Source organism: Lentzea sp. NPDC058450 (assembly GCF_042721395.1).
Lineage (GTDB): Bacteria > Actinomycetota > Actinomycetes > Mycobacteriales > Pseudonocardiaceae > Lentzea.
In genome coordinates this window covers 279,134-303,599 of sequence record NZ_JBHXLO010000006.1, presented here as the reverse complement: position 1 = coordinate 303,599, position 24,466 = coordinate 279,134, and the positions used below count along the sequence as shown (strand labels likewise).

General features: G+C 70.2%; 29 protein-coding genes. 15 read left to right on the top strand and 14 right to left on the bottom strand.

Annotated elements, in window-relative coordinates; all coding sequences use genetic code 11:
• Positions 1-26: 26 nt before the first annotated feature.
• On the bottom strand, positions 27-1,085 hold the full coding sequence (locus tag ACFWNN_RS13055) for a DNA polymerase IV (protein WP_382440095.1): 1,059 nt from the start codon (positions 1,083-1,085) through the stop codon (positions 27-29).
• Between the two features lie 10 nt (positions 1,086-1,095).
• On the opposite strand from ACFWNN_RS13055, the gene ACFWNN_RS13050 reads away from it, so the two are divergent.
• Positions 1,096-1,542, top strand: coding sequence for an NUDIX domain-containing protein (locus ACFWNN_RS13050; RefSeq protein ID WP_382440094.1), 447 nt, complete (start codon positions 1,096-1,098; stop codon positions 1,540-1,542).
• Here the strand turns inward: ACFWNN_RS13050 and ACFWNN_RS13045 are convergent.
• The 3 genes from ACFWNN_RS13045 to ACFWNN_RS13035 form a co-directional block, all read right to left on the bottom strand.
• Positions 1,529-2,653, bottom strand: coding sequence for an endonuclease (locus ACFWNN_RS13045; protein WP_382440093.1), 1,125 nt, complete (start codon positions 2,651-2,653; stop codon positions 1,529-1,531). The two genes, ACFWNN_RS13050 and ACFWNN_RS13045, sit on opposite strands and share 14 nt — an antisense overlap.
• 110 nt (positions 2,654-2,763) lie before the next feature.
• Positions 2,764-3,669, bottom strand: a complete 906-nt coding sequence (locus ACFWNN_RS13040; RefSeq protein WP_382440092.1) for an NADP-dependent oxidoreductase — start codon at positions 3,667-3,669, stop codon at positions 2,764-2,766.
• 82 nt (positions 3,670-3,751) lie between these two features.
• Complete coding sequence (locus tag ACFWNN_RS13035; protein WP_382440091.1) at positions 3,752-4,252, bottom strand: DinB family protein; 501 nt, start codon at positions 4,250-4,252, stop codon at positions 3,752-3,754.
• Positions 4,253-4,307: 55 nt separating this feature from the next.
• Here ACFWNN_RS13035 and ACFWNN_RS13030 point away from each other — a divergent pair, with 55 nt between their 5' ends.
• From ACFWNN_RS13030 to ACFWNN_RS13015, 4 genes are read left to right on the top strand one after another with little or no spacing between them, the layout of a single operon-like run.
• On the top strand, positions 4,308-5,447 hold the full coding sequence (locus ACFWNN_RS13030; RefSeq protein WP_382440090.1) for a GNAT family N-acetyltransferase: 1,140 nt from the start codon (positions 4,308-4,310) through the stop codon (positions 5,445-5,447).
• A gap of 38 nt (positions 5,448-5,485) precedes the next feature.
• Entirely contained in the window at positions 5,486-6,151 is a 666-nt protein-coding gene (locus tag ACFWNN_RS13025; protein WP_382440089.1) for a hypothetical protein, read from the top strand.
• Positions 6,139-6,735, top strand: a complete 597-nt coding sequence (locus ACFWNN_RS13020) for a TetR/AcrR family transcriptional regulator (protein ID WP_382440088.1) — start codon at positions 6,139-6,141, stop codon at positions 6,733-6,735. Before ACFWNN_RS13025 ends, ACFWNN_RS13020 begins: the two co-directional genes overlap by 13 nt.
• 4 nt (positions 6,736-6,739) lie before the next feature.
• Complete coding sequence (locus ACFWNN_RS13015) at positions 6,740-7,882, top strand: cysteine desulfurase-like protein (protein ID WP_382440087.1); 1,143 nt, start codon at positions 6,740-6,742, stop codon at positions 7,880-7,882.
• Here ACFWNN_RS13015 and ACFWNN_RS13010 read toward each other — a convergent pair.
• Entirely contained in the window at positions 7,875-9,488 is a 1,614-nt protein-coding gene (locus ACFWNN_RS13010; protein WP_382440086.1) for a hypothetical protein, read from the bottom strand. The two genes, ACFWNN_RS13015 and ACFWNN_RS13010, sit on opposite strands and share 8 nt — an antisense overlap.
• Before the next feature lie 78 nt (positions 9,489-9,566).
• Between ACFWNN_RS13010 and ACFWNN_RS13005 the strand changes: the two genes are divergently transcribed.
• Complete coding sequence (locus tag ACFWNN_RS13005; RefSeq protein ID WP_382440085.1) at positions 9,567-9,752, top strand: hypothetical protein; 186 nt, start codon at positions 9,567-9,569, stop codon at positions 9,750-9,752.
• Between the two features lie 32 nt (positions 9,753-9,784).
• Here the strand turns inward: ACFWNN_RS13005 and ACFWNN_RS13000 are convergent, their stop codons facing one another.
• Positions 9,785-10,159 carry a hypothetical protein gene (locus ACFWNN_RS13000; protein ID WP_382440084.1) on the bottom strand — a complete coding sequence of 125 codons (375 nt, stop codon included), beginning with the start codon at positions 10,157-10,159 and terminating at the stop codon, positions 9,785-9,787.
• Positions 10,160-10,188: 29 nt separating this feature from the next.
• On the opposite strand from ACFWNN_RS13000, the gene ACFWNN_RS12995 reads away from it, so the two are divergent.
• Positions 10,189-10,932 (top strand): GNAT family N-acetyltransferase, encoded by a 744-nt coding sequence (locus tag ACFWNN_RS12995; protein ID WP_382440083.1) that lies wholly within the window; start codon positions 10,189-10,191, stop codon positions 10,930-10,932.
• Here the strand turns inward: ACFWNN_RS12995 and ACFWNN_RS12990 are convergent.
• From ACFWNN_RS12990 to ACFWNN_RS12980, 3 genes are all read right to left on the bottom strand, one after another.
• Positions 10,929-11,153: a hypothetical protein gene (locus tag ACFWNN_RS12990; RefSeq protein WP_382440082.1), complete on the bottom strand. Its 225-nt coding sequence runs from the start codon at positions 11,151-11,153 to the stop codon at positions 10,929-10,931. The genes ACFWNN_RS12995 and ACFWNN_RS12990 overlap by 4 nt on opposite strands.
• Positions 11,150-11,311, bottom strand: a complete 162-nt coding sequence (locus tag ACFWNN_RS12985; protein ID WP_382440081.1) for a hypothetical protein — start codon at positions 11,309-11,311, stop codon at positions 11,150-11,152. Before ACFWNN_RS12985 ends, ACFWNN_RS12990 begins: the two co-directional genes overlap by 4 nt.
• 84 nt (positions 11,312-11,395) lie before the next feature.
• Positions 11,396-12,655 (bottom strand): helix-turn-helix domain-containing protein, encoded by a 1,260-nt coding sequence (locus ACFWNN_RS12980; RefSeq protein ID WP_382440080.1) that lies wholly within the window; start codon positions 12,653-12,655, stop codon positions 11,396-11,398.
• 97 nt (positions 12,656-12,752) lie between these two features.
• On the opposite strand from ACFWNN_RS12980, the gene ACFWNN_RS12975 reads away from it, so the two are divergent.
• The gene (locus tag ACFWNN_RS12975; RefSeq protein WP_382440079.1) at positions 12,753-13,511 is read left to right on the top strand and encodes an EI24 domain-containing protein; all 759 of its coding nucleotides are present in this window, start codon (positions 12,753-12,755) and stop codon (positions 13,509-13,511) included.
• On the opposite strand, the gene ACFWNN_RS12970 is transcribed toward ACFWNN_RS12975, so the two are convergent.
• Complete coding sequence (locus ACFWNN_RS12970) at positions 13,501-15,447, bottom strand: beta-propeller domain-containing protein (protein WP_382440078.1); 1,947 nt, start codon at positions 15,445-15,447, stop codon at positions 13,501-13,503. The two genes, ACFWNN_RS12975 and ACFWNN_RS12970, sit on opposite strands and share 11 nt — an antisense overlap.
• A 56-nt stretch (positions 15,448-15,503) precedes the next feature.
• Positions 15,504-16,310 (bottom strand): S1 family peptidase, encoded by an 807-nt coding sequence (locus tag ACFWNN_RS12965; RefSeq protein ID WP_382440077.1) that lies wholly within the window; start codon positions 16,308-16,310, stop codon positions 15,504-15,506.
• Positions 16,311-16,480: 170 nt separating this feature from the next.
• Between ACFWNN_RS12965 and ACFWNN_RS12960 the strand changes: the two genes are divergently transcribed.
• From ACFWNN_RS12960 to ACFWNN_RS12945, 4 genes are all read left to right on the top strand, one after another.
• Positions 16,481-16,855 (top strand): FKBP-type peptidyl-prolyl cis-trans isomerase, encoded by a 375-nt coding sequence (locus tag ACFWNN_RS12960; RefSeq protein ID WP_355303708.1) that lies wholly within the window; start codon positions 16,481-16,483, stop codon positions 16,853-16,855.
• A 142-nt stretch (positions 16,856-16,997) separates the two neighbouring features.
• Positions 16,998-17,534, top strand: a complete 537-nt coding sequence (locus tag ACFWNN_RS12955) for a YbaB/EbfC family nucleoid-associated protein (protein WP_382440076.1) — start codon at positions 16,998-17,000, stop codon at positions 17,532-17,534.
• Between the two features lie 34 nt (positions 17,535-17,568).
• Positions 17,569-17,871 carry a type VII secretion target gene (locus ACFWNN_RS12950; protein WP_382440075.1) on the top strand — a complete coding sequence of 101 codons (303 nt, stop codon included), beginning with the start codon at positions 17,569-17,571 and terminating at the stop codon, positions 17,869-17,871.
• Between the two features lie 155 nt (positions 17,872-18,026).
• Entirely contained in the window at positions 18,027-18,908 is an 882-nt protein-coding gene (locus tag ACFWNN_RS12945; RefSeq protein ID WP_382440074.1) for a hypothetical protein, read from the top strand.
• Positions 18,909-18,911: 3 nt separating this feature from the next.
• On the opposite strand, the gene ACFWNN_RS12940 is transcribed toward ACFWNN_RS12945, so the two are convergent.
• Positions 18,912-19,433, bottom strand: a complete 522-nt coding sequence (locus ACFWNN_RS12940; protein WP_382440073.1) for a hypothetical protein — start codon at positions 19,431-19,433, stop codon at positions 18,912-18,914.
• A gap of 53 nt (positions 19,434-19,486) precedes the next feature.
• Here ACFWNN_RS12940 and ACFWNN_RS12935 point away from each other — a divergent pair, with 53 nt between their 5' ends.
• Positions 19,487-20,032 (top strand): HdeD family acid-resistance protein, encoded by a 546-nt coding sequence (locus ACFWNN_RS12935; protein ID WP_382440072.1) that lies wholly within the window; start codon positions 19,487-19,489, stop codon positions 20,030-20,032.
• Here ACFWNN_RS12935 and ACFWNN_RS12930 read toward each other — a convergent pair.
• Positions 19,974-21,143, bottom strand: a complete 1,170-nt coding sequence (locus ACFWNN_RS12930; RefSeq protein WP_382440071.1) for a glycosyltransferase 87 family protein — start codon at positions 21,141-21,143, stop codon at positions 19,974-19,976. The two genes, ACFWNN_RS12935 and ACFWNN_RS12930, sit on opposite strands and share 59 nt — an antisense overlap.
• Before the next feature lie 156 nt (positions 21,144-21,299).
• Between ACFWNN_RS12930 and ACFWNN_RS12925 the strand changes: the two genes are divergently transcribed.
• Together ACFWNN_RS12925 and ACFWNN_RS12920 are read left to right on the top strand one after the other, a co-directional pair.
• Complete coding sequence (locus ACFWNN_RS12925) at positions 21,300-21,884, top strand: DNA-binding protein (RefSeq protein WP_382440070.1); 585 nt, start codon at positions 21,300-21,302, stop codon at positions 21,882-21,884.
• 28 nt (positions 21,885-21,912) lie between these two features.
• Complete coding sequence (locus ACFWNN_RS12920; RefSeq protein ID WP_382440069.1) at positions 21,913-22,569, top strand: RES family NAD+ phosphorylase; 657 nt, start codon at positions 21,913-21,915, stop codon at positions 22,567-22,569.
• Between the two features lie 34 nt (positions 22,570-22,603).
• Here the strand turns inward: ACFWNN_RS12920 and ACFWNN_RS12915 are convergent, their stop codons facing one another.
• Positions 22,604-24,463: a S9 family peptidase gene (locus ACFWNN_RS12915; protein ID WP_382440068.1), complete on the bottom strand. Its 1,860-nt coding sequence runs from the start codon at positions 24,461-24,463 to the stop codon at positions 22,604-22,606.
• Positions 24,464-24,466 lie beyond the last annotated feature (3 nt).

Genomic DNA, 24,466 nt, shown 5'->3' with positions numbered 1-24,466 from the left:
TCTCCTAGCGGTGAATCCTCTACTTACTAGTACGTCGAAGAAGAAGACTTCGGTTCGACATCATCGTCAGAGAATTCCGCGCGCACCCCCAGAAGGCGTACCGCCCGGCCGTGTTCGAAGCGGTCGAGGACGACCAGGGCTGCGGCCGCCAGCTCGTCGGCGGAGGAGGTCGGCGCGGGCAGCTTCATCAGCCGCACCTTGGTGAAGAACGGCACGAACCGCACCTTCACGCCCACCCGCACGACCGGGCGTCCCTCGGCCACGACGTCGAGAGCCACCTGGTGCGCCAGCGCCACGACCTCGCGCCGGATGTCCTCCAACGCCGAGAGGTCCTGCTGGAACGTCTTCTCGTGCGAACGGGACTTCACGACCCACGGCGTCGAGCTCACGACCGTGTCACCCGCACCGAGCGCGACGGTCCGGAAGTACGGGCCCATCCGCGGTCCGAACCGCGCGGCCAGGACGTCCGGGGACGCCGCCGCCAGGTCCGTCACGGTCTCCAGGCCCAGCTCGGCGAGCTTCTTCGACGTCTTCGCGCCGATCCCCCACAGCGCGGACGTCGGCCGGTGCCCCATCACCTCGACCCAGTTCGCCCTGGTCAGCTCGAACACCCCGGCGGGCTTGCCGAACTCGGTCGCGATCTTGGCGCGCAGCTTGTTGTCGCCGATGCCGACCGAGCAGTGCAGCCCGGTCGCCGCCAGCACCGACTCCTGCAGCGACCGCGCGAACGCCACGGGGTCGTCCACCGTCACGCCGACGAACGCCTCGTCCCACCCCATCACCTCGACGACCACGGGGAACGACCGCAGCACGGCCATGACGTCCGCCGACGCCGCCTCGTACAGGGCGTGGTCCACGGGGAGGTAGACGGCGTCCGGGAGCTTCTTGAACGCCGTGCGCAGCGGCAGGCCCGACCGCACGCCGAACTCCCGCGCCTCGTAGGACGCCGTGGCCACGACCGCGCGTTCGGTCGGGTCACCGTTGCCGCCCACCACCACGGGCTTGCCACGCAACGAGGGGTCGCGCAGCACCTCGACCGCCGCGATGAACTGGTCGAGGTCCACGTGCAGGACCCAGTCCGCCATGCTGGACAGTATGAAACGGTCGGCCGGAATCCTGCTGTTCAGAAACACGACCCAGCTCGAGGTGCTGCTCGGGCACATGGGCGGCCCGTTCTGGGCCCGCAAGGACGCCGGCGCGTGGTCCGTGCCGAAGGGCGAGTACACCGACGACGAGACGCCCGAGGCGGCCGCGCGCAGGGAGTTCGAGGAGGAGCTCGGCCTGCCGGTGCCGGACGGCGAGCTGATCCCGCTCGGCGAGGCCAAGGGCTCCGGCAAGGTCATCACGGTGTGGGCGCTCGAAGGCGACCTGGACCCCGAGGCGGTCACGCCCGGCACGTTCGAGATGGAGTGGCCGCCGAAGTCGGGGCAGAAGAAGACGTTCCCGGAAGTCGACCGGGTCGAGTGGTTCAGCGTGGAAGAGGCGAGCGCGAAGATCGTCTCCGCGCAACGCCCCTTCCTCGAGCGACTCACGGCCAGATAGAGCCGACCCACTCCGGGTGGTCGATGAACGGGTTCCGGTTCTTCTGGAACCGGTCGAAGATCAGCTGGTTGCGGTTGCGCTCGTTCGCGTCCGGCGGGTCCTGCTGGTTCCACTGCTTCAGCACCGAAAGCTTGCCGATGTAGGGCGCCGAGCCGTTGGCCACCGAGTTGTTGACCTCCAGGTTCACGTAGCCGTCGTTGCCCTCGTAGCGCACGGCCATGTAGAAGATCATCCGCGCGACGTCGCCCTTCACGGCGTTGCGCGGCTCGAACGAGTCGCCGTCGGCGAGGCTGCCCGGCGCCTGGGCCACGGCCGAACCACCGAGGTCGAAGTCCAGGTTGCCGCGGGCGGAGTTCACCGAGACGTCCTCCGCGCGCAGGTGGTGCACGTCGGTGCCAGGACCGGTGGCCGTGCCGAAGTCACCGTGGGACTTGGCCCAGACGTGCTCGCGGTTCCACTGGTCGGCGCCGCCGCCGTTGTCCGACTTCGGCATGGACCTGCCGCTGTAGAGCCCGATCACGTTGGACGAGTTGCCCGGGTCCTGGTCGGTGACCTTCAGCGCCTCCCAGACCGCGTCGTAGCTGAGCTTGGTCTGGTTGCGGATGATCGAGTTCAACGACGACTTCAGCGCCGCGCCCGTCTTGCCGCAGGCAGAGGCGTAGTAGGTCTCGCAGTTCGACGGACCGGACGTGGTGGTGGTCGTCGTCGGAGGCGTGGTCGTGGTGCTGGTCGGCGGCGTCGTGCCGGAGAACGCGAACGCCGTCGGCGAGGTCAGGCCGGCGTGCGAGAAGTACGCGCCGAGCGGACCGGTCACGTCGATCTTGCGGCCCTTGAGCGACGGGTTCGTCCTCAGGCCCCACTGCGTGCGGAACGACGTGGTGATCTGCACGTAGAGCATCCGCGAGGTGCTGGTCTCGGACGCCGAGTCCGCGAGCGCCAGCGCGTAGTCGTTCGGGTAGTTCGACGTCACGACGGTGTTCGTCGCCGTCGGCTGACCGACGACGTACCCCGACACCGTCGCGGTGCTCCCCTGCTGGGCGATCGCCTGGGCGACCGTGAGCGGTGCGGCTGCGACAGCGGCGGTCGACCCGTACAGGCCGACCGCCGCCAACAGAGCGATGACTAACGCAAGTGGACTCCACCGTGCCATGAGCACTCCCCGATCGTGTGGATGTTTCGCACACGATCGGTGTACATGGTCAACGCACGGTTAACGAGTGGTCACGGCACCAGGACGACCTTGCCCGTCGTCCGGCCCGAAGAGACGAGCTCGTGCGCCTTCGCGGCCTCCGCCAGCGGCACTGTGTGCTCGATCTGCACCTTGAGCTGCGGCAACGCGGCCAGATCGGCGCCGGAAGCGGCCACTCCCATGAACAACTCGAACCGGATGCCGAGCGCGGAAGCTCGGTCAACGTCAAAACCCGGGTTGCCGGGAATGATCGACACCAGCACGCCGCCCTGCTTCAGGACGCGCGCGGACCGCTCGGCGTACTCTCCCCCGATCGTGTCCAGCACGACGTCGACGGGCTCGATCTCGGTGAAGTCCTGGGTGCGGTAGTCGATGACCTCGTCCACGCCCAGCGAGCGCAGGAAGTCGTGCTTGCCGGCCGACGCCGTGCCGATCACGTACGCGCCGCGCGCCTTGGCGATCTGCACCGCCACGTGCCCGACGCCCCCGGCCGCCGCGTGCACCAGCACGCGCTGACCAGCGGAAACGCCACCCCGGCCGACGAGCGCCTGCCAGGCCGTCAGCGCCACCATCGGCGTCGCGCCCGCCTGCTCGACGGTCAGCCACGACGGACGGCGCACCACGTCGGCGGCGTTCAGCACGGCGTACTCGGCGTAGCCACCGCCGGTGCCCGGGAACGTGAGCAGGCCGTAGACCTCGTCACCGGCCCGGAACCCCTCGGCGTCCTGCTCGACGGTGCCCGCCACGTCCCAGCCCAGCGTGAACGGCGGCTCGCCCAGCGCGGGGAACCCGCCGGAGCGGATGTAGGTGTCGACCGGGTTCACGCCCGCCGCACCCACCTTGACCAGCACCTGACCAGGTCCGGCCACCGGCGTCGCCACCTCCGCGACCTCCAGCACGGACGCGTCGCCAACGGTCTTCTGCGTGATGACTCGCATGATGATGATCCCCTTCGAAGCTCTCGATGGACACCATCTTGCAGTTAGCGCCAACTTCCGGAAAGTAGGCACTAATTAGTGACTAACTCTCCCTCAGGTAGAGGTCCCGGAGCAAGGCGACCTCGGCGAGGTGGTGAATGACCTCGCGGTTGATGTGCAGCACCAGCGTCGCCATCGGTTCCTCGGCGAACGGCCCCTCGGCCGGCCCCACCGCCTTCGCGAGATCCGCCGTGCGCACCCCGGCCATCCACGTCTCGTAGGCCTCGTCGAGCTGCTTCAGCGCCTCGTCGGCGCTCTGCGCGAACGGCCAGGTCGCGTAGTCGGCGGGCGGGCCGCCGAAGTGCGACGCCGACCGCATCGCGAACACTCCCACCACGACGTGCGCCAGCCGCCACGCGATCGTGGTGACCGGTGCGGGCTCGGGCGGCGGGTACTGCCAGTCGATCTCGTTGCCCCGCACGGTCCACGTGTCGGCCACCGGCTCCCAGAAGTACTCGGCGTCGGTCAGGCCTGCGAGCCGCGGCCGCGCCGCCACGTTCCAGTGGAATTCGAGCTGGTCGGCCAACTGCTTGTTCCAGTCCATGCCCCCGACCGTAAATCCGTTTGCGGACAACCACCGCCCTGGAAACACTCCGGCCGTGGAGATTCGCCCCTCGCGCCCCGAAGACGTGGACCAGGTCGAGAAGCTCGTCGTCTCTCGCCACGACCCCAGCGACGGCGTCGACGCCCGCCTGCTGATGACCGACCCGGAGGCGGGGTGCGACTGGGTCGGGGTCGCCGACGACGGCGGCCGGATCGTCTCCACGGCCACACTGATGGACGAGACGCTGACGCTCGCGGGCCTCGACATCCCGGCCGGCCAGATCGAACAGGTCGCCACCGACACCGACTACGAGGGCCAGGGCCTGGTGCGGCAGCTGATGGGCTGGGCGCACGACAGGTCGGCCGAGCGCGGCCACCTGCTCCAGCTCGTGATGGGCGTCCCGTACTTCTACCGCCAGTTCGGCTACGCCTACTCGATCCCGGTCAGGCAGAACCGCGGCCTCGCCAGCCGGCCCGAACCCGTTGCGGGACACACGATCCGGCGCGCCACCGAGGCGGACATCCCCGCCCTGCAACGCCTTCAGGACGAGGCTCAGCGGAACGCGGACCTGCGCATGGGCCACACCACGCCGTGCTGGCGCTGGCTGCTGAACCGCACCGGCTCCATCACGTGGATCGCCGAACGCGCCGGCGTGCCGGTCGCCACGGGCCGCAGCACGCCCGAGGAAGAAGGCGACGTCGTGCTCGGCGAGCTCGCGGGCGACGACGACGGTGTCAAAGCGCTGGTGGCGCACCTGAACCCGGCCGAGGTCGGCGAACGCCACCCCGCACTGGAGCAGCACCTCGCGCCGGGGAACCCGGAGCTGGACCAGGTCATGGTCCGCATCCCCGGCGTCCCGGCCCTGCTGGAGCACCTGCGACCGGTCTTCGCCGAACGCCTGCGCGGGCACGAACCGGACGACGTCCTGCTCAGCTTCTACCGCTCACACGTCCGCTTCCGCTGGGACGGCGAGGAGCTCGGTCCGTCCGAGTGGGGCGGCACGATGCAGGGTCCCGGCGCGCAGGGCGGCGCGGGCATCGCCCCGGACCTGCTCGCGCCACTGCTGTTCGGCCCGCACGGCATGGACGGCCTGCGCCGGATCTTCCCCGACGTCTACCCCGGCCCCAAGAAGGACCTGATGCTGAAGCTGTTCCCGCCGGTCACGAGCGATCTGCTGACCTTCTACCTGCCGTAACCCAGAATAAACCGAGCGCTCGGTCTAGTATTGGGCGCATGACGACTGTGCAGGAGAGCGCGGCGGTCCGCTACGGCATCTGGGTCGCGTGCCCGGTCGCCGGCGCCGCCACGGCGTGGGGGCTCACGCTGGCAGCCGGGTGGATCACGACGCTGAAGTGGTTCCCGTTCCAGGGGATCTTCGAGACGGTGGCCGAGCTCCCGCAGCCGTGGGTGACACTCGGCGCGCTCGTCGTCGGCGCGGTCGCGGGCTTCATACTCGCGCTGGTCTGGGCGAGCGAGATGATGTCCGTCGAGGTCTCGGCCGGGCGGGTCACGCTGCGCAAGGACGACAAGACGTTCGACTTCGGCCGGGACGAGGTCGAGTCGGCGTTCGCGGACGGCAAGCAGCTCGTCCTGCTCTCCCGCGACGGCACCGAACTGGCCCGCGAGACGTCGGACCTGAGCAGGGCGCGGCTCGAACAGGCCTTCACCGAGCAGGGCTACCGGTGGCGGAGCGCCGACCCGTTCGCGGCCGAGTTCCGGATGTGGGTCGAGCACGCGCCCGACCTGCCGTCCGACGTGAACGCCCTGTTCACCGCCCGGCGGAAGGCCATCTCGAAGTACGAGACCGAGGAGGCCGCAGAATTGGCGCGGGAGATCCGCAAACGCGGTGTCGCCGTGCGGGACGAGAAGAAGAGGCAGTACTACAGGTGCGAACGGTAGATCCGGTCAAGCACGCGGAGAAGAAGCGGCACATCACCGACACCGCCGCGGGCCTCTTCGCCCAGAAGGGGTTCGAGCGGACGACCGTCGCGGACATCTGCAAGGCCGCGGAGATCAGCACGGGCAGCCTCTTCCACTACTTCCCCACCAAGCGGGCGATCTTCCGCGAGATCTTCGTGCAGGACGCCGAGGACAACGCGGCGATGTTCGCGAAGGCGCGCGCGCTCAGTCCGTGGGAGGGCGTGCTGCTGGTGGTCAACCACCTCTGCGAGCCCGCACTCGACCGGGCCGTCGCGGGGCTCGTGCTGGAGGTCGTCGCCCAGGCGAGCCGTGACCCCGAGCTGTGGGAACTGGTCGGCCGCAACGAGCAGGCGACCCGCGACGAACTGGCCGGGCTGTTCCAGCAGGCGCACGACGCGGGCCGGATCGTGCTGCCGGTGAGCGCCCTGGACGCCGCGAGCTGGGCGCAGGGGCTGGTCGACGCGCTGTTCGGCAGGCTGATCGACCCCGACTTCGACGCGGCCGCTCAGGTGAGCACCCTCCGGTTGATCCTTTCCCGATTCGTGGGTGCTGAAGCACCATGAGGGCATGGCTTACGACGTCGCAGCGGTCCGCGCCCACTTCCCCGCGTTGCGCGAGGGTGCCGCGCACTTCGACGGTCCCGGCGGCGCGCAGGTGCCCGACGTCGTCGCCGACGCGGTCAGGGACACGCTGACCTCGGCGGTGTCCAACCGAGGCAGCGTCACGGCCTCCGAACGCCGCGCCGAGGAGATCGTGCAGACCGCACGGCGCACGATGGCGGAGTTCCTCAACGCGGGCAGCATCGTGTTCGGCCGCAGCATGACGCAGCTGACGTACGACTTCGCCCGCACGCTGTCGAAGAACTGGCGGCCGGGCGACGAGATCATCGTGACCAGGATCGACCACGACGCGAACATCAGGCCGTGGGTGCAGGCCGCCGAGGCAGCGCGCGCGACGGTGCGTTGGGCGCCGTTCGACCGCACGACCGGTGAGCTGCCGGTCGAGGCGGTGACGAAGCTGCTCTCGGACCGCACCCGCGTCGTCGCGATCACGGCGGCGTCGAACCTGCTCGGCACCCGGCCGGACGTCGCCGAGATCGCACGGGCGGCGCACGAGATGGCGGCGTTCGTGTACGTCGACGGCGTGCACTACACGCCGCACGTGCCGGTGGACGTCGAGGCGTTGGACGCGGACTTCTTCGTGTGCTCGCCGTACAAGTTCCTCGGCCCGCACCTGGGCGTGCTGGCGGCGGCGCCGGAGCTGCTGGAGACGTTGCGGCCGGACAAGCTGCTGCCGTCGACCAACGCCGTGCCGGAACGGTTCGAGCTGGGCACGCTGCCGTACGAGCTGCTGGCCGGCACGACGGCGGCGGTGGAGTTCATGCGCTCGCTCGAAGGCCTGGAGGAGTACGAGCTCGGCCTGCGCGAGAAGATGGAGACCGGGCTGAAGGAGCTCGGTGTGCGGGTCTACAGCAAGGCGGCGGTGCGCACCCCGACCGTGCTGTTCTCCGTCGACGGACTGGACCCCGCCGAGGTGTACCGGCGGCTCGGGGCCGAGGGCGTGAACGCGCCGGCGGGCCACTTCTACGCGATCGAGTGCTCGCGCTGGCTCGGCCTGGGCGACAAGGGCGCGGTGCGGGCGGGCATCGGCCCGTACACCGACGAGTCCGATGTGGACCGGCTGCTCCAGGCCGTGGCCAGGCTCAGATGAACAGGACCAGCCCGACGTAGAGGGCACCGGCCAGCACGCTGATGTTGAGCCTGCGCGTGACGCGGTCGCCCTGGTGCTCGGCGATCAACGACCGGGCGCGGGCCCACATCACCTTCTCGCCGGCCTCGCGGTCCGGCAGGTGCGGTGTGGTCAGCACGTCGCCGTGCGGCCCGAACGCGAGCATGAGCTGCGGCCCGGACCGGCGCACGCCGTGCAGCTGCGCCCACGGCACGCGGTAGGTGAAGATGCCGGTGTAGAGCACGACGGCGTTGTGGTCGAGGCGCAGCATCGGCTGGAACCGCGTGACGGCCGACAGGACGCACTGCACGCCGATCAGCCCCAGCACCAGGAACTCCGGGTAGTACTTCAACGCGATCAACGCCCCGGCGGCGCCCAGGAGCAGCAGCACGCCCTCGACGCGGCGGCGGTCACCCGGCCAGATCGCGTGCGGCAGCTCCACCGGCGCACCGGCGGTGACCGGCACGCCCGGCAGGTGTGCACTGTGGACGGTGTGCCGCGGCCGCACCCGGTTCAGCGTGCTCGTCGCCACGACCTCGCCCTCGACCAGCACCGCGACCTGCCCGCCGTGGTGCCACTCCCCCGCGACGAGCACCTCGATGGGATCGTGCTGCAACGGCGGGTCCTCCTCGCCGCGCCACACCGCCCCGAACTGCTCGGTGTCGTGGTAGAGCGGTTCCTCCAGGCCGAGGTCGGCGAGCGTGGCGATGGTCGCGATGTCGTTCTTCTGGTACCGCAACAGGATCCGGCGCGGCCCGACCGGGTGCGCCTGCAGCCGGAGCGCCTTCACCGGCACCGTCCACAACGCGCGCCGCCGCCGTTCCCGCGCGGCCAGCATGATCGCGACGAACACCGCGGCACCGCCGAGGGTCAGCCACCACGTGACGTCCTCGGGTTCGTTCTCCATCCGCACCCACGAGCCGTCCGCGAGCACCGGCACGTCGTCGCCGACCCGGTAGGTCTCCGGCGCGAGCGGCTCGAACGAGGCCCGTTGCCGGTCCGGCAACTCCACCCACACCTCGTAGGTGTTCTTCACCTCGACGACCTCGGCCTGCACGCGGCTGGAGTTCGCGACGTGCCGCTCGATCTCGTCGTTGGTGAGGCTGTACTGCACGAACGTGAGGAACCCGAACAGCACCAGCAGCACCGCGACCACGCGCAGCACCCCGCGTTGCGGCGGCAGGTCCGGCAACGACACCAGCGCCGCGCCCGCCGCGTCGTGCTGGTCGGCCCGTGACCTCAGCGTCCACGCCGCCACCAGCGCACACGCGACGGCGTACGTCCCGAACGCCACGTTGGCCACCGCTGTGTCGCCGAGCGCGATGTCCAGCACACCGAACAAGACACCCATCGCACAGCCCGTGAGCACACGGCCGAACAGGAACAGCAACGGCGTGGCCAGCAACGGCACCACCGCGAGAGAGAACATCGGATCCGGCAAACACGGCTGCACGGCCGTGCACGGCGCCACGTTCGCACTCAGCGACACGTAGAGGGCGACCATCCACCCGACGACGAGGCCGGCCTTGGTCACCCACCACGGAACCGCGGCTGCCTGCCAGCGCTGCACGTCCACGGCAGGGATCATGACACGTCCATTGCTCCGAACGGCGCGATTCCCCCTCAGTAGAACGGGTATTCGCAGGTCACTACTCAGGAGGTGGACATGCTGGCCATCATCGCGGCGGTTTCCTTCGGCCTCGCGCTGATCCTCGATCTGGCGAAGACCGGACTCGGTGACGTGATCACCACGAACACGCTGATCGTGCTCGGCCTGCTGCTGCTGGCGCTGCACCTCGCCGGCGTCGGCACCGGCGCGCGCTCCTTCGGCTGGCGCAGGTCCCGCCGGTGAGACGTGGCCCCACCAGGTTCGCCTGGTGGGGCTCAGCCCATCCGCGTGATCTCGCCCGGCAACTCGTCCGCCACGGCCGTCCACTTCCCGTCCGGCCCCGCCTCGACGCGTTCGGCACCACCGCGCGGCACGATCACCCACAGCTGGTCCTTGCCGGACAGCCACACCACGCCCACGCCGTCGCCCTCGTAGACGCGGTCGTGCTCATAGGTCTTGCGGAACACCTCGCCGCCGTCGCGGTCGGTCACCCGCACCTCGCTGTCGTTCTCGGCGTGCGCGACGAAGTTCCCGCTGGGCGACGACTGCGGGTCACCGGGGCTCACGAACTGCTGCTCGCCGCTGCACGCGCCGAGGAACAGCACCGCCGCCAGCGCCAGCACCCTCGGGCGGGAAATGCCGTGCGTCATGCCGCCCAACCTAGCTAGCGTGCTCCGCCGTGTGGGATGTACTCGAAACCTTTTACGACTCCGTGCCCCGAGCGGGCGCCCGCGTCGAGGAGCACGGCGAGCTCGTGCTGTTCCTCCAGGCGGGCGACGGCTATCCGTACTACGCGCGGCCCCGGCTGCCGGGCGGGAATCCGAGCGTCGAGGACGTGCTGACCGTGCGGGCACGGCAGCGCGAACTAGGGGTGCCCGAGGCGCTCGAGTGGGTGCACGAGACGACCCCCGGGCTGCTCGACGTCGCCCGGCAGGCCGGCATGGAGGTGCTCCAAGCGCCGTTGCTGGTGCTCGATCCCGAGAAGCTGCCCGAACGGCATCCGCACGTGCGGGTGCTCGGCACGCGGCCGGTCGAGGTGACCGTCGTGGCGGAGCTCGCGTTCGGCTCACCGGGGACGGACGCGGGCGCGATCGGCGTGGAGGAACGGGACGCGGCGCTCGCGGCGGCGATCCCCGCGGACACCCGGCACCGGCACGCGGTGGCCGACCTGCCGGGCGAGGGCGTGCTGGCGGTGGGCACGGCGCAACGGGCGGGTGACGTCGTGGAGATCGCGGGCATCGGCACGTTGCCGGCGGCACGGCGACGTGGCCTCGGTGGTGCGGTCACGGCGGAACTGGCGCGCGACGCCCTGGAACGCGGCGCCGAGCTGGTGTTCCTGTCGGCGGGGAGCCTGGAGATCGCCCGCGTCTACGAACGCGTCGGCTTCCGTCGCGTCGGAACGGCCTGCATCGCGTCCGCCTAACGCTCGTCGCGCGGCATCGGAACGCGGTACAGGCAGCCGACGCACGGCATGCCGGAGGGCTGGGCGAGCAGTTCGGCCTCGCCCTCGTGGATGAGCTCACCGCAGTAGGCGGTCAACGCGGGCAGGGTGTCGTCTTCGGGCACGGGTACGAGGTGGCACGTGCGTTGTGTCTCTCCTACGACACCCGCACGCTTGCGGACCAGCAACACAGGCATGCTCATGCCTTCACCTCGGCGTCGTCCACCACACACACGACAGCGTGTGCGGTGGCGTAGAACTTGAGCCGGTACGGGCCCGCGTTCCTCTCTGCCACAGCCGCGCAGAACCTCTCGGAGCTGACCTCGTCCGGGCGCGGCGTTCGTTCGGCCAGGTCGATCACCCCTGGATCGTGCGGGCTTCCGAGCGGAATGGGGAGGGTTCCACACGATTTGCGGGTGCCGTATGCGGAACTCGCATACAGGACCTACCGCAGCCGTTCCGTCAGCTCGGCCATCGCCGGTGTCGTGGCCCACGGCACGAGCCGCGCGAGCTCGCTGAAGATCAGCTGGGAGCCCGTCACGCGGGCCAGGTCGAGCGCGACGAGCCCGAGTTCGGCGGCCCGGTCGACGTCCCCGCTGGCCGCGTGCGCGTACGCGAGGGTGGCCGTGTGCACGCCCTGCTCCCATTGGCAGACGCTGCCCCACCGCGGCATGAGCGCCGTGTACGCGTCGATGGCACGGCGGTGGTCCGCGAGGGCGACCATCGACGCGGCCCGTTGCATCTCGACGTGCAGTTCGGTGAAGCAGTAGCCGATCGAGTACTCGTCCGTGCGCACCCGTTCGACGTCCTGCACCAACGACTGTGCGAGGTCGAACCGCGTCATGCACGCGTCCAGACCCGCGCGCGCAAGGCCTCGTGCCTCCTGACGGACCGCCATCGCGCGCACGATCGCACTCACGCCCGTCTCTCGTTGGGCCGCACGCGCCAGGCCGATCACCCGGTCGTCGTCGCCGTCCACTTCGGCCAGTTGGCTCATCCGCACGTAGCAGTACGCGACGACGTCCCGGTCGTCCGCGGCCTGCCCCTGCTCCAGCGCACGGGACGTCCACGCGCCGGCGCTGCGCATGTCGCCGACCTCCTCGTAGAGCCAGCCGTAGAACTCCGCGTACATCGCGCCCGTGCCGAGCAACCGCCGCCGAACGTCCCCACGCGCGTTGCGGCGCAACGTGTCGATGACGTCGTACATACCGCGCACGGCGGGCATCAACGCACCGGTCGCACGCCAGTTGTGCGCGTCGTTGACGATCCTCCGCAGCACGAGCAACTGACTGACCGCGTCGTCGTCACTGTCCGCGTTGAACACAGCGGAGGCGCACAACGCCATCAACGCCTTGCCCTCCAGCCCGACCACGACGTCGCCGGACCGCATCGGCACCGTGCGGTCGGTGAGCCCGAGCAGGTGCGCGGGAATGCCGAGCAGCCGTTGCAGGGTCCGCAGCACGCGCAGGTCGTAGGCGATGTTGCTGCCCGACTCCAGCCGGGAGATCGCGGACTGGGAGAACCCGGCGAGCGTGCCGAGCTCGTCCTGGCGCAGGCCGTGGGCCTTGCGGGCGATCGCGACGACCGCGCCCGGCGACTCGGCCGCGACCGCGTCCCTGACCTCCCCCGACTCCCAGGTGGACGGCGGCAGCGCGGGCAGCGGCCCGTCCGGGACCACGACAGCGTTCCTGGCCAGATCGCTCAACGTCGACGCCTCCCGTGCTCAGTCCGCCATCATGACGCTCCTCGCGAATTCACTCCACCTCGTCTCAACACGGGACGAAACCGACTATCCTGCGGCCGTGATCAAGGACTTCGGTGCCGGTGTCGGTCTTCTGCTGCGCGGGTTCAGCCTGGTTTTCAGCTCCCCCAAGCGCGTGCTGATGGGCGCGTTGCCCGCCGTCATCACGGCTGTTCTCATGATCACGGGGTGGGCGGTGCTGCTCACCAACATCGACTCCGTGGCCGACTGGCTGACCGGGTTCGCGGACTCCTGGAGCGACACCTGGAAGGGCTTCGTCGAGGTCGTCGTCGGAATTTCGGTGGTCGCCGCGATCCTCGGTTTGAGCGTGCTGCTGTTCACCGCGATCACGCTGATGATCGGCGGACCGTTCTACGAGTACATCTCCGAAGAGGTCGAGGACGAGCTCGGCGGCGTGCCGGACGCGGAGCAGATCGGCTGGTGGCGCGGGTTCGTCGTCGGGCTGCGCAGCACGCTCCTGCTCGTCGCGACGTCGATCGCGTTCGCGATCCCGTTGTTCTTCTGCGGCTTCATCCCCGTCATCGGCCAGACGGTCGTGCCGGTGCTCGCCGTGTGCATCAACGGCTACCTGCTCGGCATCGAGCTCACCGGCATCCCGTTCACCCGCCGCGGCCGGTCGTTCAAGCAGCGCAGGCAGATCCTCAAGACGCGCCGGGGCCTGGTGCTCGGGCTCGCCGTGCCGACCTACCTGCTGTGCCTGATCCCGCTGGCCGCGCTGATCGTCATCCCAGCGGCGATGGCAGGCGGCACGGTGCTCGCGCACCGCCTGCTCAACGGGGACCGCGCTCCTATCGCGTGAACGGCAGCCAGGCCTGCTGCGTCAGGCCGCTGCGGGCGTTGACCTGCACGCCGGACGCCGAGATCGACCACAGCTGGTCGCCGATGACGATCGTGCGCCGCTGCCCGCCGCCGTAGTTCGTGCCGGTCTGCGGCTCGACGATCTTGCCGCCGTCGCGCAGCTGGTCGCCGTCGACGCGCAGCACGACCGACGAGATCTCCTGATACGTCTTGTAGGCCGTCACGGGGATCACGAGCGTGCCGTCCTGCGGCCAGTACAGGAACGCGTGCGGGTCGAACTGGGCCTCGGAGTTGCTGTCCGGCAGGTGGTACTGCGCGAGCCGTTGCGGTGACGCGGGGTTGCGCACGTCGAACAGCGACACCTGGGTGCCGAGCGTGCGGCCCTGGTCGTTGGCCTCCTGGCCGACGCCGATCAGCTTCCCGTCGCCGGCAGGGTGCAGGTAGGCGGAGAAGCCGGTGATCTTCAGCTCGCCGGTCACCCTGGGTTTGCGCGGGTCGCTCAGGTCGAGTGTGTAGAGCGGGTCGGTCTGGCGGAACGTGACGACGTAGCCCATCTTGCCGATGAACCGGACGCTGTAGATCCGCTCGCCCTTGCCCAGGCCGCCGACCTCGCCGATCTTCGTCAGCTGGTTGCCGTCGCGGCGCAGGGTCGTCACGAAGCTCTCCGACGGCGGTGGCGCCGGGGTGCTCGTCTGGTCCGCCGGCATCCGCCAGCAGCACCGGATCTCCGTGCCCGTGGTGGTGGCGACGCGCAGCACGCCGTCGTGCTCCGAGAGCGAGTACTGGTTGAGCAGCGTGCCGTTCACGTCACCGGACGCCACGTGCTTCGGCGGACCGGCCTGGCTGATGTCGAACTGGTGGATCGCCGTCGTGATCGGCCGCTGCACCGGCGGCCTGGTGGGAAGTTCGGGCAGCAGGCGGTGGTCGTCGGCGACGTAGAGGCTGCGGTCCGTGCCGTACACGGTGTCGCCGTCGGCGACGATCGAGACGGGCTGGCCGGTGCCGAGCGAGCCGGACAGGTCGAACGTGAGCACGGTCAGCATCGACGTGGCACTCGGGGCCGTGGGGCGGCTGACGTTCGCGCAGTCGACCAGGGTTCCGCTCGACTTGGCGCCGTTCTCGGTGAGTTCGTAGCGCGGCAGCCACGACCCGATGGGCTCGTTCTGCAGGATCTCCCTGTTGCGGCGCAACGATCCCGCTTCGTTCGTGGTCTCGTTCGGGTAGACCCACGGCAGGCGCGGCTGCGACCGCACGACGACCCGCGCGGTGCCGCCGATCTGCCGGGCGTCGAGGTAGTAGCCGTCGGTCTTGAGGCTGCCGATCTCCTTGAGCGCCTTGAGGTCCACCAGGATCAGCTCGGTGCCGGACTCCGGCGCGAACGACGGCATGTCCTGGGGCACCACGCGCTTCTCGAGCAGCATCGGGCTGTTGGTGACCACCAGCGCGCGGTCGCCCTGCACCAGCAGCTGGTTCGCGTACCGGTCGCCGAGGTCGACCGTCCCGGTGACGGCCCGGCTCGCGACGTCGATCACGCGCAGCTTGCCGTCGGCGATGGAGACGACGCGTTTCCCGTCCGTCTTCACGATGTCCGGCTCGTCGACGCCCTGTTCGTGGACGTTCGTGGTCGAGTGTTCCTGCTGCTGCGTGGGAGGCGTGGCCGGAACGGCCTTCTCCGCGTTGCCCGCGGCGTTCATCGTCACATCGCCCGAGGCGAAGATCTGCGGCCGTCCGCCGAGTCCGTACGCGCTGACGTACGGCGACATGGCGCGGCGAAGTTCGGTCAATGCGTTGTCGCACGAGTCGAACGCGACGAGACGCACGGGCCCGTAGTCCACGATCGGTGGTGGCGCGAGGGTGTCGTCGCGCACCGCGGAGCTCACACTCACTCCGGCGACGGCCAGCACGGCGGCACCGGCCAACAGCTTCTTGCCGTTCATGCCCAGAGGACGTAAGCCGGGCCGGAAAGGGTTGCCGCCCTTTCCGGCCCGATTTCCTACAGCTGTGCCTGGATCTGCGCCGCGTAGGCGGAGACGCGCGCGTAGACGCCGGGATACCCGGCGGCCGCGCAGCCCTCGCCCCACGACGTGATGCCGATCAGCTTGCCGCCGGCCACGAGCGGGCCGCCGGAGTCGCCCTGGCAGGTGTCCGTGCCGCCCTGGGAGTAGCCGGCGCAGACCATGTGCGTCGCGTTGAAGTCGCTGCCGTACGAACTGGAGCAGCTGGAGTTGCTCGTCAGCGGAACGGTGGCGCGCAACAGGTAGCGCGACGCCGAACCACCGGACGACGTGGTGCCCCAGCCCAGGATCGTGGAGCTGGTGCCCGCGTTGTACAACGCGCTGTCCGCCGAGGTGGCGAACGGGATCGGGGTCTGCGCGAGGTTGCGGTCGAGCGTGAGCACCGAGACGTCGTAGCCGCGGGTCACGTCGCGGTAGCTCGGGTGGATCCAGATCCTCGTGACGCGCGCGACGACGCCCGCGGTGGAGTTCTTGTCGTCGCGGCCGGCCACGACCCGGACGGCGGACGCCGCGTCGCCCACGGTGCAGTGCGCCGCGGTGACGACCTTGTTGGGCGCGACGAGAGTGCCGCCGCAGTACTGGAAACCGCTGCTGGTGGCCAGGTAGACGACCCAGGGGTAGGTGGACGTGCTCGCGCGCGTGCCACCGACGATCTGGGTGCCGAACTCGCCGTCGGCGGTGGGGACAGGAGCTGCTTCGGCCACGCTGACGCAGGCCATGGACAGCGTTGCCGCCGCCAGTGCCGCGCCGAGAAGTGACCGGAGGCGGTGCAGGGTTGCCGCCATGATCGTCTCCTTCTTCTGTTGTGACCACCGGCCGCAGGGCCGTTGGTGATTAAAGAAAGCCATGGGTGCGGGTGGGCCGGGTAGGGCTGGTCCGCGTAGGCCGTTCAGCCGCGCCGGTGCCCGCGTGATTGGATCGAGCGCGAACAATCCCGTTCCGAGAGGAAGTTGTGATGGCCCCCACGAAGCCTGAGGTCGACCCGCACGACGGCCCGGCGCCCGCCGACCTGCTGATCGAGGACATCACCGTTGGCGACGGTGCGGAGGCCACGGCCGGTCAGTTCGTGTCCGTGCACTACGTCGGTGTGTCGCACTCGACCGGTGAGCAGTTCGACGCGTCCTGGGACCGCGGCGAGGCCTTCCAGTTCCCCCTCGGTGGCGGCCGCGTCATCCAGGGCTGGGACCAGGGCGTCCAGGGCATGAAGGTCGGTGGCCGCCGCAAGCTGGTCATCCCGCCGCACCTGGGCTACGGCGCGCGCGGCGCCGGTGGCGTGATCAAGCCCAACGAGACGCTGATCTTCGTCGTCGACCTGCTGGGCGTGAACTAGTCGTTGTGCTTGCGGCGTCCCACTGGTCCGATCGGGTGGGACGCCGCTGGTCTTTCCGGCCGATTTGACGTCGTGCCGGAACGGGAGCGCACCCGGCTGCGTCATCCTTGAAGTCCGCTGCTGTTGTGGGAGGGAATAACCGGTGCCCGAGGACGTCGCCGGTTCCGAGCAGATGCTCGCGAACTGGAACCAGAGCATCCAGGAACGCGCGGCCCGCTATCAGGAGATGGCGACCCGCGTGCAGGGGATGACGATCTCCGAGCGCTCCCAGGACGGCTCCATCGAGATCCTCGTCGGGTCCAACGGCATCCTGCAGAACCTCGTGATCAACGAGTCCGCCTCGACCAAGCGCATGGCCGAGGTCAGCGGCGAGATCATGAAGCTGCTGCAGCGGGCCCAGTCCCGCATCCCCGAGCTGCTGCAGTCCGCCATGGCCGAGACCATCGGCACGCAGGACGAGACGGCCAACGTGCTGTTCAACGAGGCCAAGAAGAACTTCCCGGCCCCGCCCGCCGAGGAGCCGACGCGCACGCCGTACGACCGCAACGAGATCAACTTCCGGGTCGAGGACGACGCACCGCCGCCACCTCCGTCCCGTCCGACGCCTCCGCCTCCCCCGCGCCGTCGCCCGCCGAGGGACGATGACGACGACTTCGGCGGCGAGTCCGTCCTCACCTGATCGTTCCGCCGCACGGCCCTGAGGGGAGTTCCCGATGACCGGGTTCAACGTCACGTCCGACGTCCTGGACGCGCACGCCAAGGCGTTGGAGGGCTTGCAGGGCCGCCTGCAGGGCGCTGTCGACGCGGCCAACACCGTGTCGATGCCGACCGACGCGTACGGCATCATCTGCCAGCCGTTCCGGATGCTGCTCGACCCCGTGGAGCAGTGGGGTCTCGACGCGCTGAAGGGTGCCGCGGAGGCGATGGACGCGACCGCCAAGAAGATGGCCGACACCGCCAAGCACTACCAGGAGGTCGAGGACCAGATCACGCGCGCGCTCAAGGGCGGCGCGTGACGCGTCCCTCGTTCAGGCCCGCGCGGACGGGGAACCACGAGGCCCGGTACCCACTCAGAGTTGTGTGAACGGCGTGGGACCTATGACCGTCCCGCGCCCGTCGCGGTAGCCCGATAAGATCAGCGGGCTTTCACGGGGAGAGGGGCGAGGACCACATGAGCCAGCCGGCGACACCGCTGAGCGAGCAGGACCAGCAGCAACTGGTGCGGCAGATCGGCCGTGCCATGCTGCCGGCCGTACCGCAGGGCTGGCAGCGCATCCGGGCCGAGTACCGCGCGGCCGGGCGGCACATCGAGGTCGACCTGGCGTTCGCCGGGCCCGACGGCCAGCTGCGCCCGGTGCGGCCTCCGATGGACGTCGTGCAGATGTTCGGCCACCTGCGTTCGGGCATGTACCACCCCGACCGCGGCACGTGGCTGAGCGCGACGTACGAGATCGAGGCGCCCGCGGCGTTCACGGCGGACTTCAACGCCGAGGACGAGCCGCGCTGGCGCAACGCGCCGCCGCCCATCGGGTTCCGCGACGAGCTGCAGACGTTCCCGCGGCCCGACCGGATGATCCCGGACTGGTGGCGCCAGCGCGTCGGCCTGCCGCCGCTGCCCGCGCCGGAGCCCGAGCCGCAGCAGGAGTACCAGGCCGCGCCCGCCGCGGTCCAGCAGGGCTCGGACGAGCTGCGCACGGCCCGCGTGTACGACGGCAAGAACGACGACGGCCGCATCGTGGTGAACCGCCAGCCGGTCGACCCGCAGATGGTCGACGGCCTGCTGAGCTACCTGGAGTCGGCGCCGGTCGTGCTGGCCGCGCGCAGCTACGACACCGACGAGTTCTCGCAGACCGGCGAGCAGGACGTGCCGCTCAACTTCCGCACCGACGGCACGTGGATCTGGGCCGGCGCCGTGCCGCACTACCTGCGCAAGTACGGCCTGCCGCCGGAGCCCGAACTGGTGGCGCACGCCGTGTCGCGCAACTTCCAGGTCGCCGAGGTCAACGAGCAGACGCAGGACAAGGCCGTCTCGATCATCACCGGCCAGGGCTAGGCGTTAGTCCAGGGTTCTCAGGTACGCCTCTCCTCGCGGGGAGAGGCGGTACCCGACCTCCAGGGACTCGGTGAGCCCCTTCGCTTTCAGCTTCCGGACGTCCGCCTTGAACGGCAGCTTCTCGCGGCCGACCGAGGCGGCCAGGTCCGCGGCCCGCACGCCGGGGTTCGCCGCGATCAGCCGCAGCAGCGCCAGCGCGTCCGGCTTGAGCTCGACTCCGTCCACATCGGACGACTCCCGCAGCTCGATCCGCGGATCCTCACCCACGAAACGCAGTCGGATGCGGTAAAGCGCGCCCTCGCGTCCATCCACAGAGGACTTCAGCGCGACGACGGTCGGATACCCGGCCGCCACCGCCTCCGCGCGCGTCACCCGCGACACGACGTCCACCGCGTCGATCGCCAGGACGCCCCGCGACGTCCGCAACGTCCCGCCCGCGCGCACAGTCGGCCGCTTCCAGCGCCGGAACTGCAGCGTGATCTCGCCGGACCGGATCCGTTCCCAGTCAGCCACTCGGATCAGCACCGAACGAGGGTCTCAGGTTGCCGACCTCCGCGACAGCCGAGACGATCCACGCCATGCAACGGTGGTGGCTCTTCACGGTGCGCGGAGTGTTCGCTGTCCTGTTCGGCCTGGCGGCCCTGGTCTGGCCCGGCCTCACACTGCTGGCGTTGATCATCCTGTGGGGCGCCTACGCCCTCTTCGACGGCGCGATGATGCTGTATCTGACGCTCACCCACAAGGAGTGGCCCGCTCGCTGGGCGCTCGGCCTCATCGGCGCGCTGGGCCTGGTCACGGGCTTGATCGCGTTGTTCTGGCCGGGCATCACGGCGACCGCGCTGCTGCTCCTGATCGCCGCGTGGGCGCTCGTCACCGGTGTGCTGCAGATCGTCGACGCGATCCGCCTGCGCAAGGTGATGACGAACGAGTGGTTCTACGTCGTCACGGGCGCGCTGACGGTGCTGCTGGGCATCATCCTCGTGGTGAACCCAACGGCGGGCGCGCTGGCGTTCGTGATCACGATCGGGATCTTCGCGATCCTGTGGGGCGTGGTGCTGATCCTGTTCAGCCTGCGGTTGAAGCAGCTCGACGGCGGGCTCGCACGACCCGTACCGCGAGCGTGACGAGCACGGCGACCCCGACGAACACGTAGAGGTTGCCGATCACCTGCTGCCACCACGCCCAGTCCCGTTCGACGTCGTTGTCGCGCGGGAACAGCCAGTGCGGACCGATCGCGAACACCGCCACGACCGCCCACGCGGCCCAGTGACGCCGCAGAGCGGGCCGCGACAGCAGCACGAGCGCGGGCGCGATCCACACCCAGTGGTGCCCCCACGACACGGGCGAGATCAGCAGTCCGCCGATCGCCACGACGAAGAACGCCTCGATCTCACCGACCTGCGACGCCAGCCACCACACCGTCGCCACGACCAGAAGCGCCAGCACGAGCCACACGCCGACCTGCGCGCCGTTCTCCAGCCCGAAGCGCGCGAGCGTGCCGCGGATGGCCTGGTTCGACGCGTAGGTGAGGCGTCCGACGCGGCCCGGGTCGAGCAGCGCGTGCGTCCAGTACTCCTTCGCGTCGCCGAACGAGATGAGGAACCCCAACGCACCGAAGGCGAAGAACGAGCCGATGGACACGAACACGGGCTTCCACTGCCGTCGCGCGACGAAGAACAACGCGAAGAACGCCGGCGTCAGCTTGATCGCGGCCGCCAGCCCGATCAGCGCGCCTCGCGGCCACCAGCGCGTGCGTTCGAGCAGGCAGTCGGCCATCACCAGCAGCCCCAGCAGCAGGTTGATCTGCCCGAACCACAACGTCTCGCGCAGCGGGTCGAAGATCGACGAGACCGCGGCCGCGCCGAGCCCCCACTTGACCGCGTCCGGACCCCAGCCGAGCACGCGTTGCGCCGCGATCAGGCACAACCCGGTGAGCATGGCGAGGTTCGCCACCGCCACCGCGAGGATCGCGAGCCAGAGCGGCACCAGCGCCAGCAGGCTGAACAGCACGGCGGCGATCGGCGGGTACGTGAACGGCAGGTCGGGCCCGCCGAGCGGTTTCGCGAAGCCCTCGACGTAGAGCGGCAGGTCCTGGAGGAACACCGCCCCGCCGTTGCGATAAACGCGCAGGTCGAGCGACCACCCCTCCGGGCGGTACATGACGTAGGCGAGCGTGGCCACCATGACGGCGGCCCACGCCACCACGACCCGCTTGGCGGTGCGGTCGAGCTGCATCGGGGAATGGTATCGATGTGCCAGATGTCGCCCACGTCACCACTGCGTAACCGGAAATCTCACGTAGCGTCGTCACGTGACCGCGCAACGTCGATTACTGCAGCTTGCGCCGTTCGTAGGGCGCACAAATGCGCACGCACGGGATATTCTGTGCGCATGAGTCCTGCCCTGGAGACGGTGCTGGCCAAGGCCGGCCTGCAGGTGAGTCCAGACGAGTTCCTGGCCCTCGTGACCGACGCGGCACGCAGGCTCGCCCCGCCACACCCGGAGCCGGCCACGTACTTCACGCCGGACCAGCAAGCAGCCCTGGAAGACGTCGGCCTCGACCTCTCCCCGGCAGGCCCGGCGGACGCCCGCCCGCGCACCCGCACCGTCGTCGCCCACGCGGTCCTGCGCGACTCGGCGCTGACCGTGAACGAGGCAGCCCGCCAGCTCCAGGTCGACACCAGCCGCATCCGCCACCGCCTCGGCGTCGGCAGGCTCGTCGGCTGGAAGGACAGGGGCAGCTGGCGCCTGCCCGCGTGGCAGTTCGCGGGCACCGGCGTCCTCCCCGGCCTGGAGACCGTCCTGACCGAGGTCCCGGCGGACCAGCCGGCCCTCGTCGTCGCCGCCTTCATGACCACCACCCAGGAGGACCTGCCCGTGGACGGCAAGCCCGCCACCCCGCGCGACTGGCTCCTGGCGGGCGGCGACCCGCGGCGAGTAGCAACCCTGGCCTCCGCGCTCGGCACACCTGCCTGAGCGTTCCCGAACACCCGACAGGACCCGAATGTCACGGCTTCCGCAGCCGCCTGCCCCTGCCGTGCTCCAGGCGCACCTGCGCCGCACCGAAGACGTCGTAGCGGTGCACCGGGCCACCCGCCTGGTCCGCGTCTTCACGGCCAAGGGCTCCCACCCCCAGCGCTGGAACACGTTCCGCTACACGGGCCCGCTCCCCCACGCCCGCTTCGACGCCCAACAACCCGCCTTGGACGGCTCCCCTGTCCAGGACCACGAGAACGGCGTCCTGTACTTCGGCCTCTCGGTCCGCACGTCGATCGCCGAGGTCTTCCAGGCCACGTCGATCGTGGACCGCCGCACCCGCTCGCCGTTCCTCGTCGTGCTGCGACCCCGCCGCACGTTGCGGCTGCTGGACCTGGGCGGGCTGTGGCCGACGCGCGTGGGGGCGTCGCAGGAGATCTCGACCGGGCCGAAGCTGGTGACGCAGGCCTGGTCCCGGGCGATCCGGGCGGCCTATCCGGAGCTGGACGGGCTTTGGTACCGGTCGTCGATGGACTCCGGGGACCCCGCGATCTGTCTGTGGGATCCGCCCGGCGCTTCCGGGCTGCCCGCGGCTCCCGATGTGTTGCTGCCGTTGGACCACCCTGGGCTGGACCTGCCGTTGGCGCGGGTGTGCGAGGAGCTGAACTACACGCTCCTGGGCTGACCCGTTCGTCGGTCAGCCCAGGAGGATCAGCAGGTCAGGCCTTGAGGTGGCGGCCCCACCACTCCAGCACCGCGTCGAAGCGCTGCTTGCGGTGCCGGGGCTGCCCCGAGCGGGTCAGCTCGTGCCCCTCGCCCGGGAAGATCAGCATCTCCGTCTCGACGCCGCGCCGCTTCAGGGCCACGAACATCCGCTGCGCCTGCTCCAGCGGGCAGCGCCAGTCCTGCTCGGAGTGCACGACGGCGAACGGGAGGTTGATCTTCTCGGCGTAGGTGAGGGGCGACATCGCGCGCTGGGCCTCGGGGTCGGGGCCGCAGTAGGCGTCGGCGAAGAAGTAGCCGATGTCGGACGAGCCGCCGAACGAGTCCCAGGCGTTGACGGCGCGTTCGGACCAGGCCGCCTTGAAGCGCTCGCCGTGGTGGGCGGAGAGCCAGGAGGTCATGAAGCCGCCGTAGGAGCCGCCCATGATGCCCACGCGGTCGGCGTCCAGGTCGGGACGGGCCAGCGCGACGTCCAAGAGGGACAGGACGTCGTCCACGTCGACGGTGCCGAACTTGCCGACGACCGCCTGGCCGTGGGCCTGGCCGTAGCTCGCCGAGCCGCGCGGGTTCGGGAGGACGACGGCGTAGCCCGCGGTGGCGTAGACCTGGGCCTCGTCGAAGAAGCCCCAGCTGTGGTACATGAACGGGCCGCCGTGCACGGCCATCACGACCGGGTGCGGGCCCTCGCCCTCGGGCAGGACCAGCCAGCCGTGGACGGGGTAGCCGTCGGAGGCGGAGCCGGTGAGCTCCACGACCTCACGCGCGGCGACGGACGAGAACGCCGTGCGCACACCGGTTCCGACGAACTCGACCTGGCCGACGCTGTCCGGAGTGGACACGACGGCGACCACAGTGGACCCGTCGGTGGCGAACGAGCGGACCACCGCGTTCTCGCCGGCGAGCACCTCGCCGGAACCGCCGGAGAACGGGATCCGGCGCAGTTCGAGGGCGCCGCGGTTGCGCACGACCAGCAGGACGCCCTCGGCGTCGGCCACGGGCGGGCCGGAAAGGCGTTCCACGTCAACGGTTTCGCCGTCGGTCAGCCTTGAAGCACCAGAACCGTCCAGGCCGGACTTCCACAGGCCGAGGTTGCGGGCCACGGCGTCGATGCCGGTGAACTCGGTGCCCAGCCAGAACAACGAGCCGTCCGCGACGAACGGCATCGCGACCTCGCCGGCGCCGCCCACCAGCAGCGACGGCGCGCCGCCGGCAACGGCGACCGAGTACAGGTCGGAGTGCAGCGTCTCCACGACGCCGAGGTCGCGCGGCGCCACGAACACCAGCGTCGACGCGTCGAGCCACGCGGGGTCGCCGACGTCGTGGGTGCCGTCGGTGACGACGGAGACGTCGCCGTCCAGCGAGACCACGTGCAGGCGCGGGCGGCGGTCGCCCAGGAAGCCCACGTCGTCGACGCGGTAGTCGAGGCGCGTGATGCGGCGCGGCGCCTCGGCCTCGGGGCCGTCGTCGGTGGTGCCGTAGCGGCCTTCCTCCGGCACGCGCGCCACGAAGGCGAGGCGCGTCGAGTCCGGCGACCACACCGGGGCGCCGGCGCCGAGCGGCAGGTCGGTCAGCCTGCGCGGTTCGCCGCCGTCCACGGGGACGACGTAGAGCTGCGGCTTCGACTTTCCGCTCACGCGCAAGAACGCGACGAATCGGCCGTCGGGAGAAATGCGCTGTGCGTTGTCACGATCACCGTGCGTCCACGGTGTCGTCTTTCCGTCAGGGAACACCCGGTGCAGACCGCCCCGGTAAGTGTTCTTCTCGAGGTCGGGCGTGGTGATGCTGACCAGCACCAAGTCTCCGGACACGGCGACGGTGCCGGGCGTGGTGAGCAGCTGCAGGTCGTCAGGGCGCACGGC

Excerpts from the sequence above, each read along its gene's own strand:
- ACFWNN_RS13055 (WP_382440095.1), bottom strand. The coding sequence starts at position 1,085 with ATGGCGGACTGGGTCCTGCACGTGGACCTCGACCAGTTCATCGCGGCG.
- ACFWNN_RS13050 (WP_382440094.1), top strand. The coding sequence starts at position 1,096 with ATGAAACGGTCGGCCGGAATCCTGCTGTTCAGAAACACGACCCAGCTC.
- ACFWNN_RS13040 (WP_382440092.1), bottom strand. The coding sequence starts at position 3,669 with ATGCGAGTCATCACGCAGAAGACCGTTGGCGACGCGTCCGTGCTGGAG.
- ACFWNN_RS13035 (WP_382440091.1), bottom strand. The coding sequence starts at position 4,252 with ATGGACTGGAACAAGCAGTTGGCCGACCAGCTCGAATTCCACTGGAAC.
- ACFWNN_RS13025 (WP_382440089.1), top strand. The coding sequence starts at position 5,486 with ATGACGACTGTGCAGGAGAGCGCGGCGGTCCGCTACGGCATCTGGGTC.
- ACFWNN_RS13015 (WP_382440087.1), top strand. The coding sequence starts at position 6,740 with ATGGCTTACGACGTCGCAGCGGTCCGCGCCCACTTCCCCGCGTTGCGC.
- ACFWNN_RS13010 (WP_382440086.1), bottom strand. The coding sequence starts at position 9,488 with ATGATCCCTGCCGTGGACGTGCAGCGCTGGCAGGCAGCCGCGGTTCCG.
- ACFWNN_RS13005 (WP_382440085.1), top strand. The coding sequence starts at position 9,567 with ATGCTGGCCATCATCGCGGCGGTTTCCTTCGGCCTCGCGCTGATCCTC.
- ACFWNN_RS13000 (WP_382440084.1), bottom strand. The coding sequence starts at position 10,159 with ATGACGCACGGCATTTCCCGCCCGAGGGTGCTGGCGCTGGCGGCGGTG.
- ACFWNN_RS12990 (WP_382440082.1), bottom strand. The coding sequence starts at position 11,153 with ATGAGCATGCCTGTGTTGCTGGTCCGCAAGCGTGCGGGTGTCGTAGGA.
- ACFWNN_RS12970 (WP_382440078.1), bottom strand. The coding sequence starts at position 15,447 with ATGAACGGCAAGAAGCTGTTGGCCGGTGCCGCCGTGCTGGCCGTCGCC.
- ACFWNN_RS12965 (WP_382440077.1), bottom strand. The coding sequence starts at position 16,310 with ATGGCGGCAACCCTGCACCGCCTCCGGTCACTTCTCGGCGCGGCACTG.
- ACFWNN_RS12960 (WP_355303708.1), top strand. The coding sequence starts at position 16,481 with ATGGCCCCCACGAAGCCTGAGGTCGACCCGCACGACGGCCCGGCGCCC.
- ACFWNN_RS12950 (WP_382440075.1), top strand. The coding sequence starts at position 17,569 with ATGACCGGGTTCAACGTCACGTCCGACGTCCTGGACGCGCACGCCAAG.
- ACFWNN_RS12945 (WP_382440074.1), top strand. The coding sequence starts at position 18,027 with ATGAGCCAGCCGGCGACACCGCTGAGCGAGCAGGACCAGCAGCAACTG.
- ACFWNN_RS12935 (WP_382440072.1), top strand. The coding sequence starts at position 19,487 with ATGCAACGGTGGTGGCTCTTCACGGTGCGCGGAGTGTTCGCTGTCCTG.
- ACFWNN_RS12930 (WP_382440071.1), bottom strand. The coding sequence starts at position 21,143 with ATGCAGCTCGACCGCACCGCCAAGCGGGTCGTGGTGGCGTGGGCCGCC.
- ACFWNN_RS12925 (WP_382440070.1), top strand. The coding sequence starts at position 21,300 with ATGAGTCCTGCCCTGGAGACGGTGCTGGCCAAGGCCGGCCTGCAGGTG.
- ACFWNN_RS12920 (WP_382440069.1), top strand. The coding sequence starts at position 21,913 with ATGTCACGGCTTCCGCAGCCGCCTGCCCCTGCCGTGCTCCAGGCGCAC.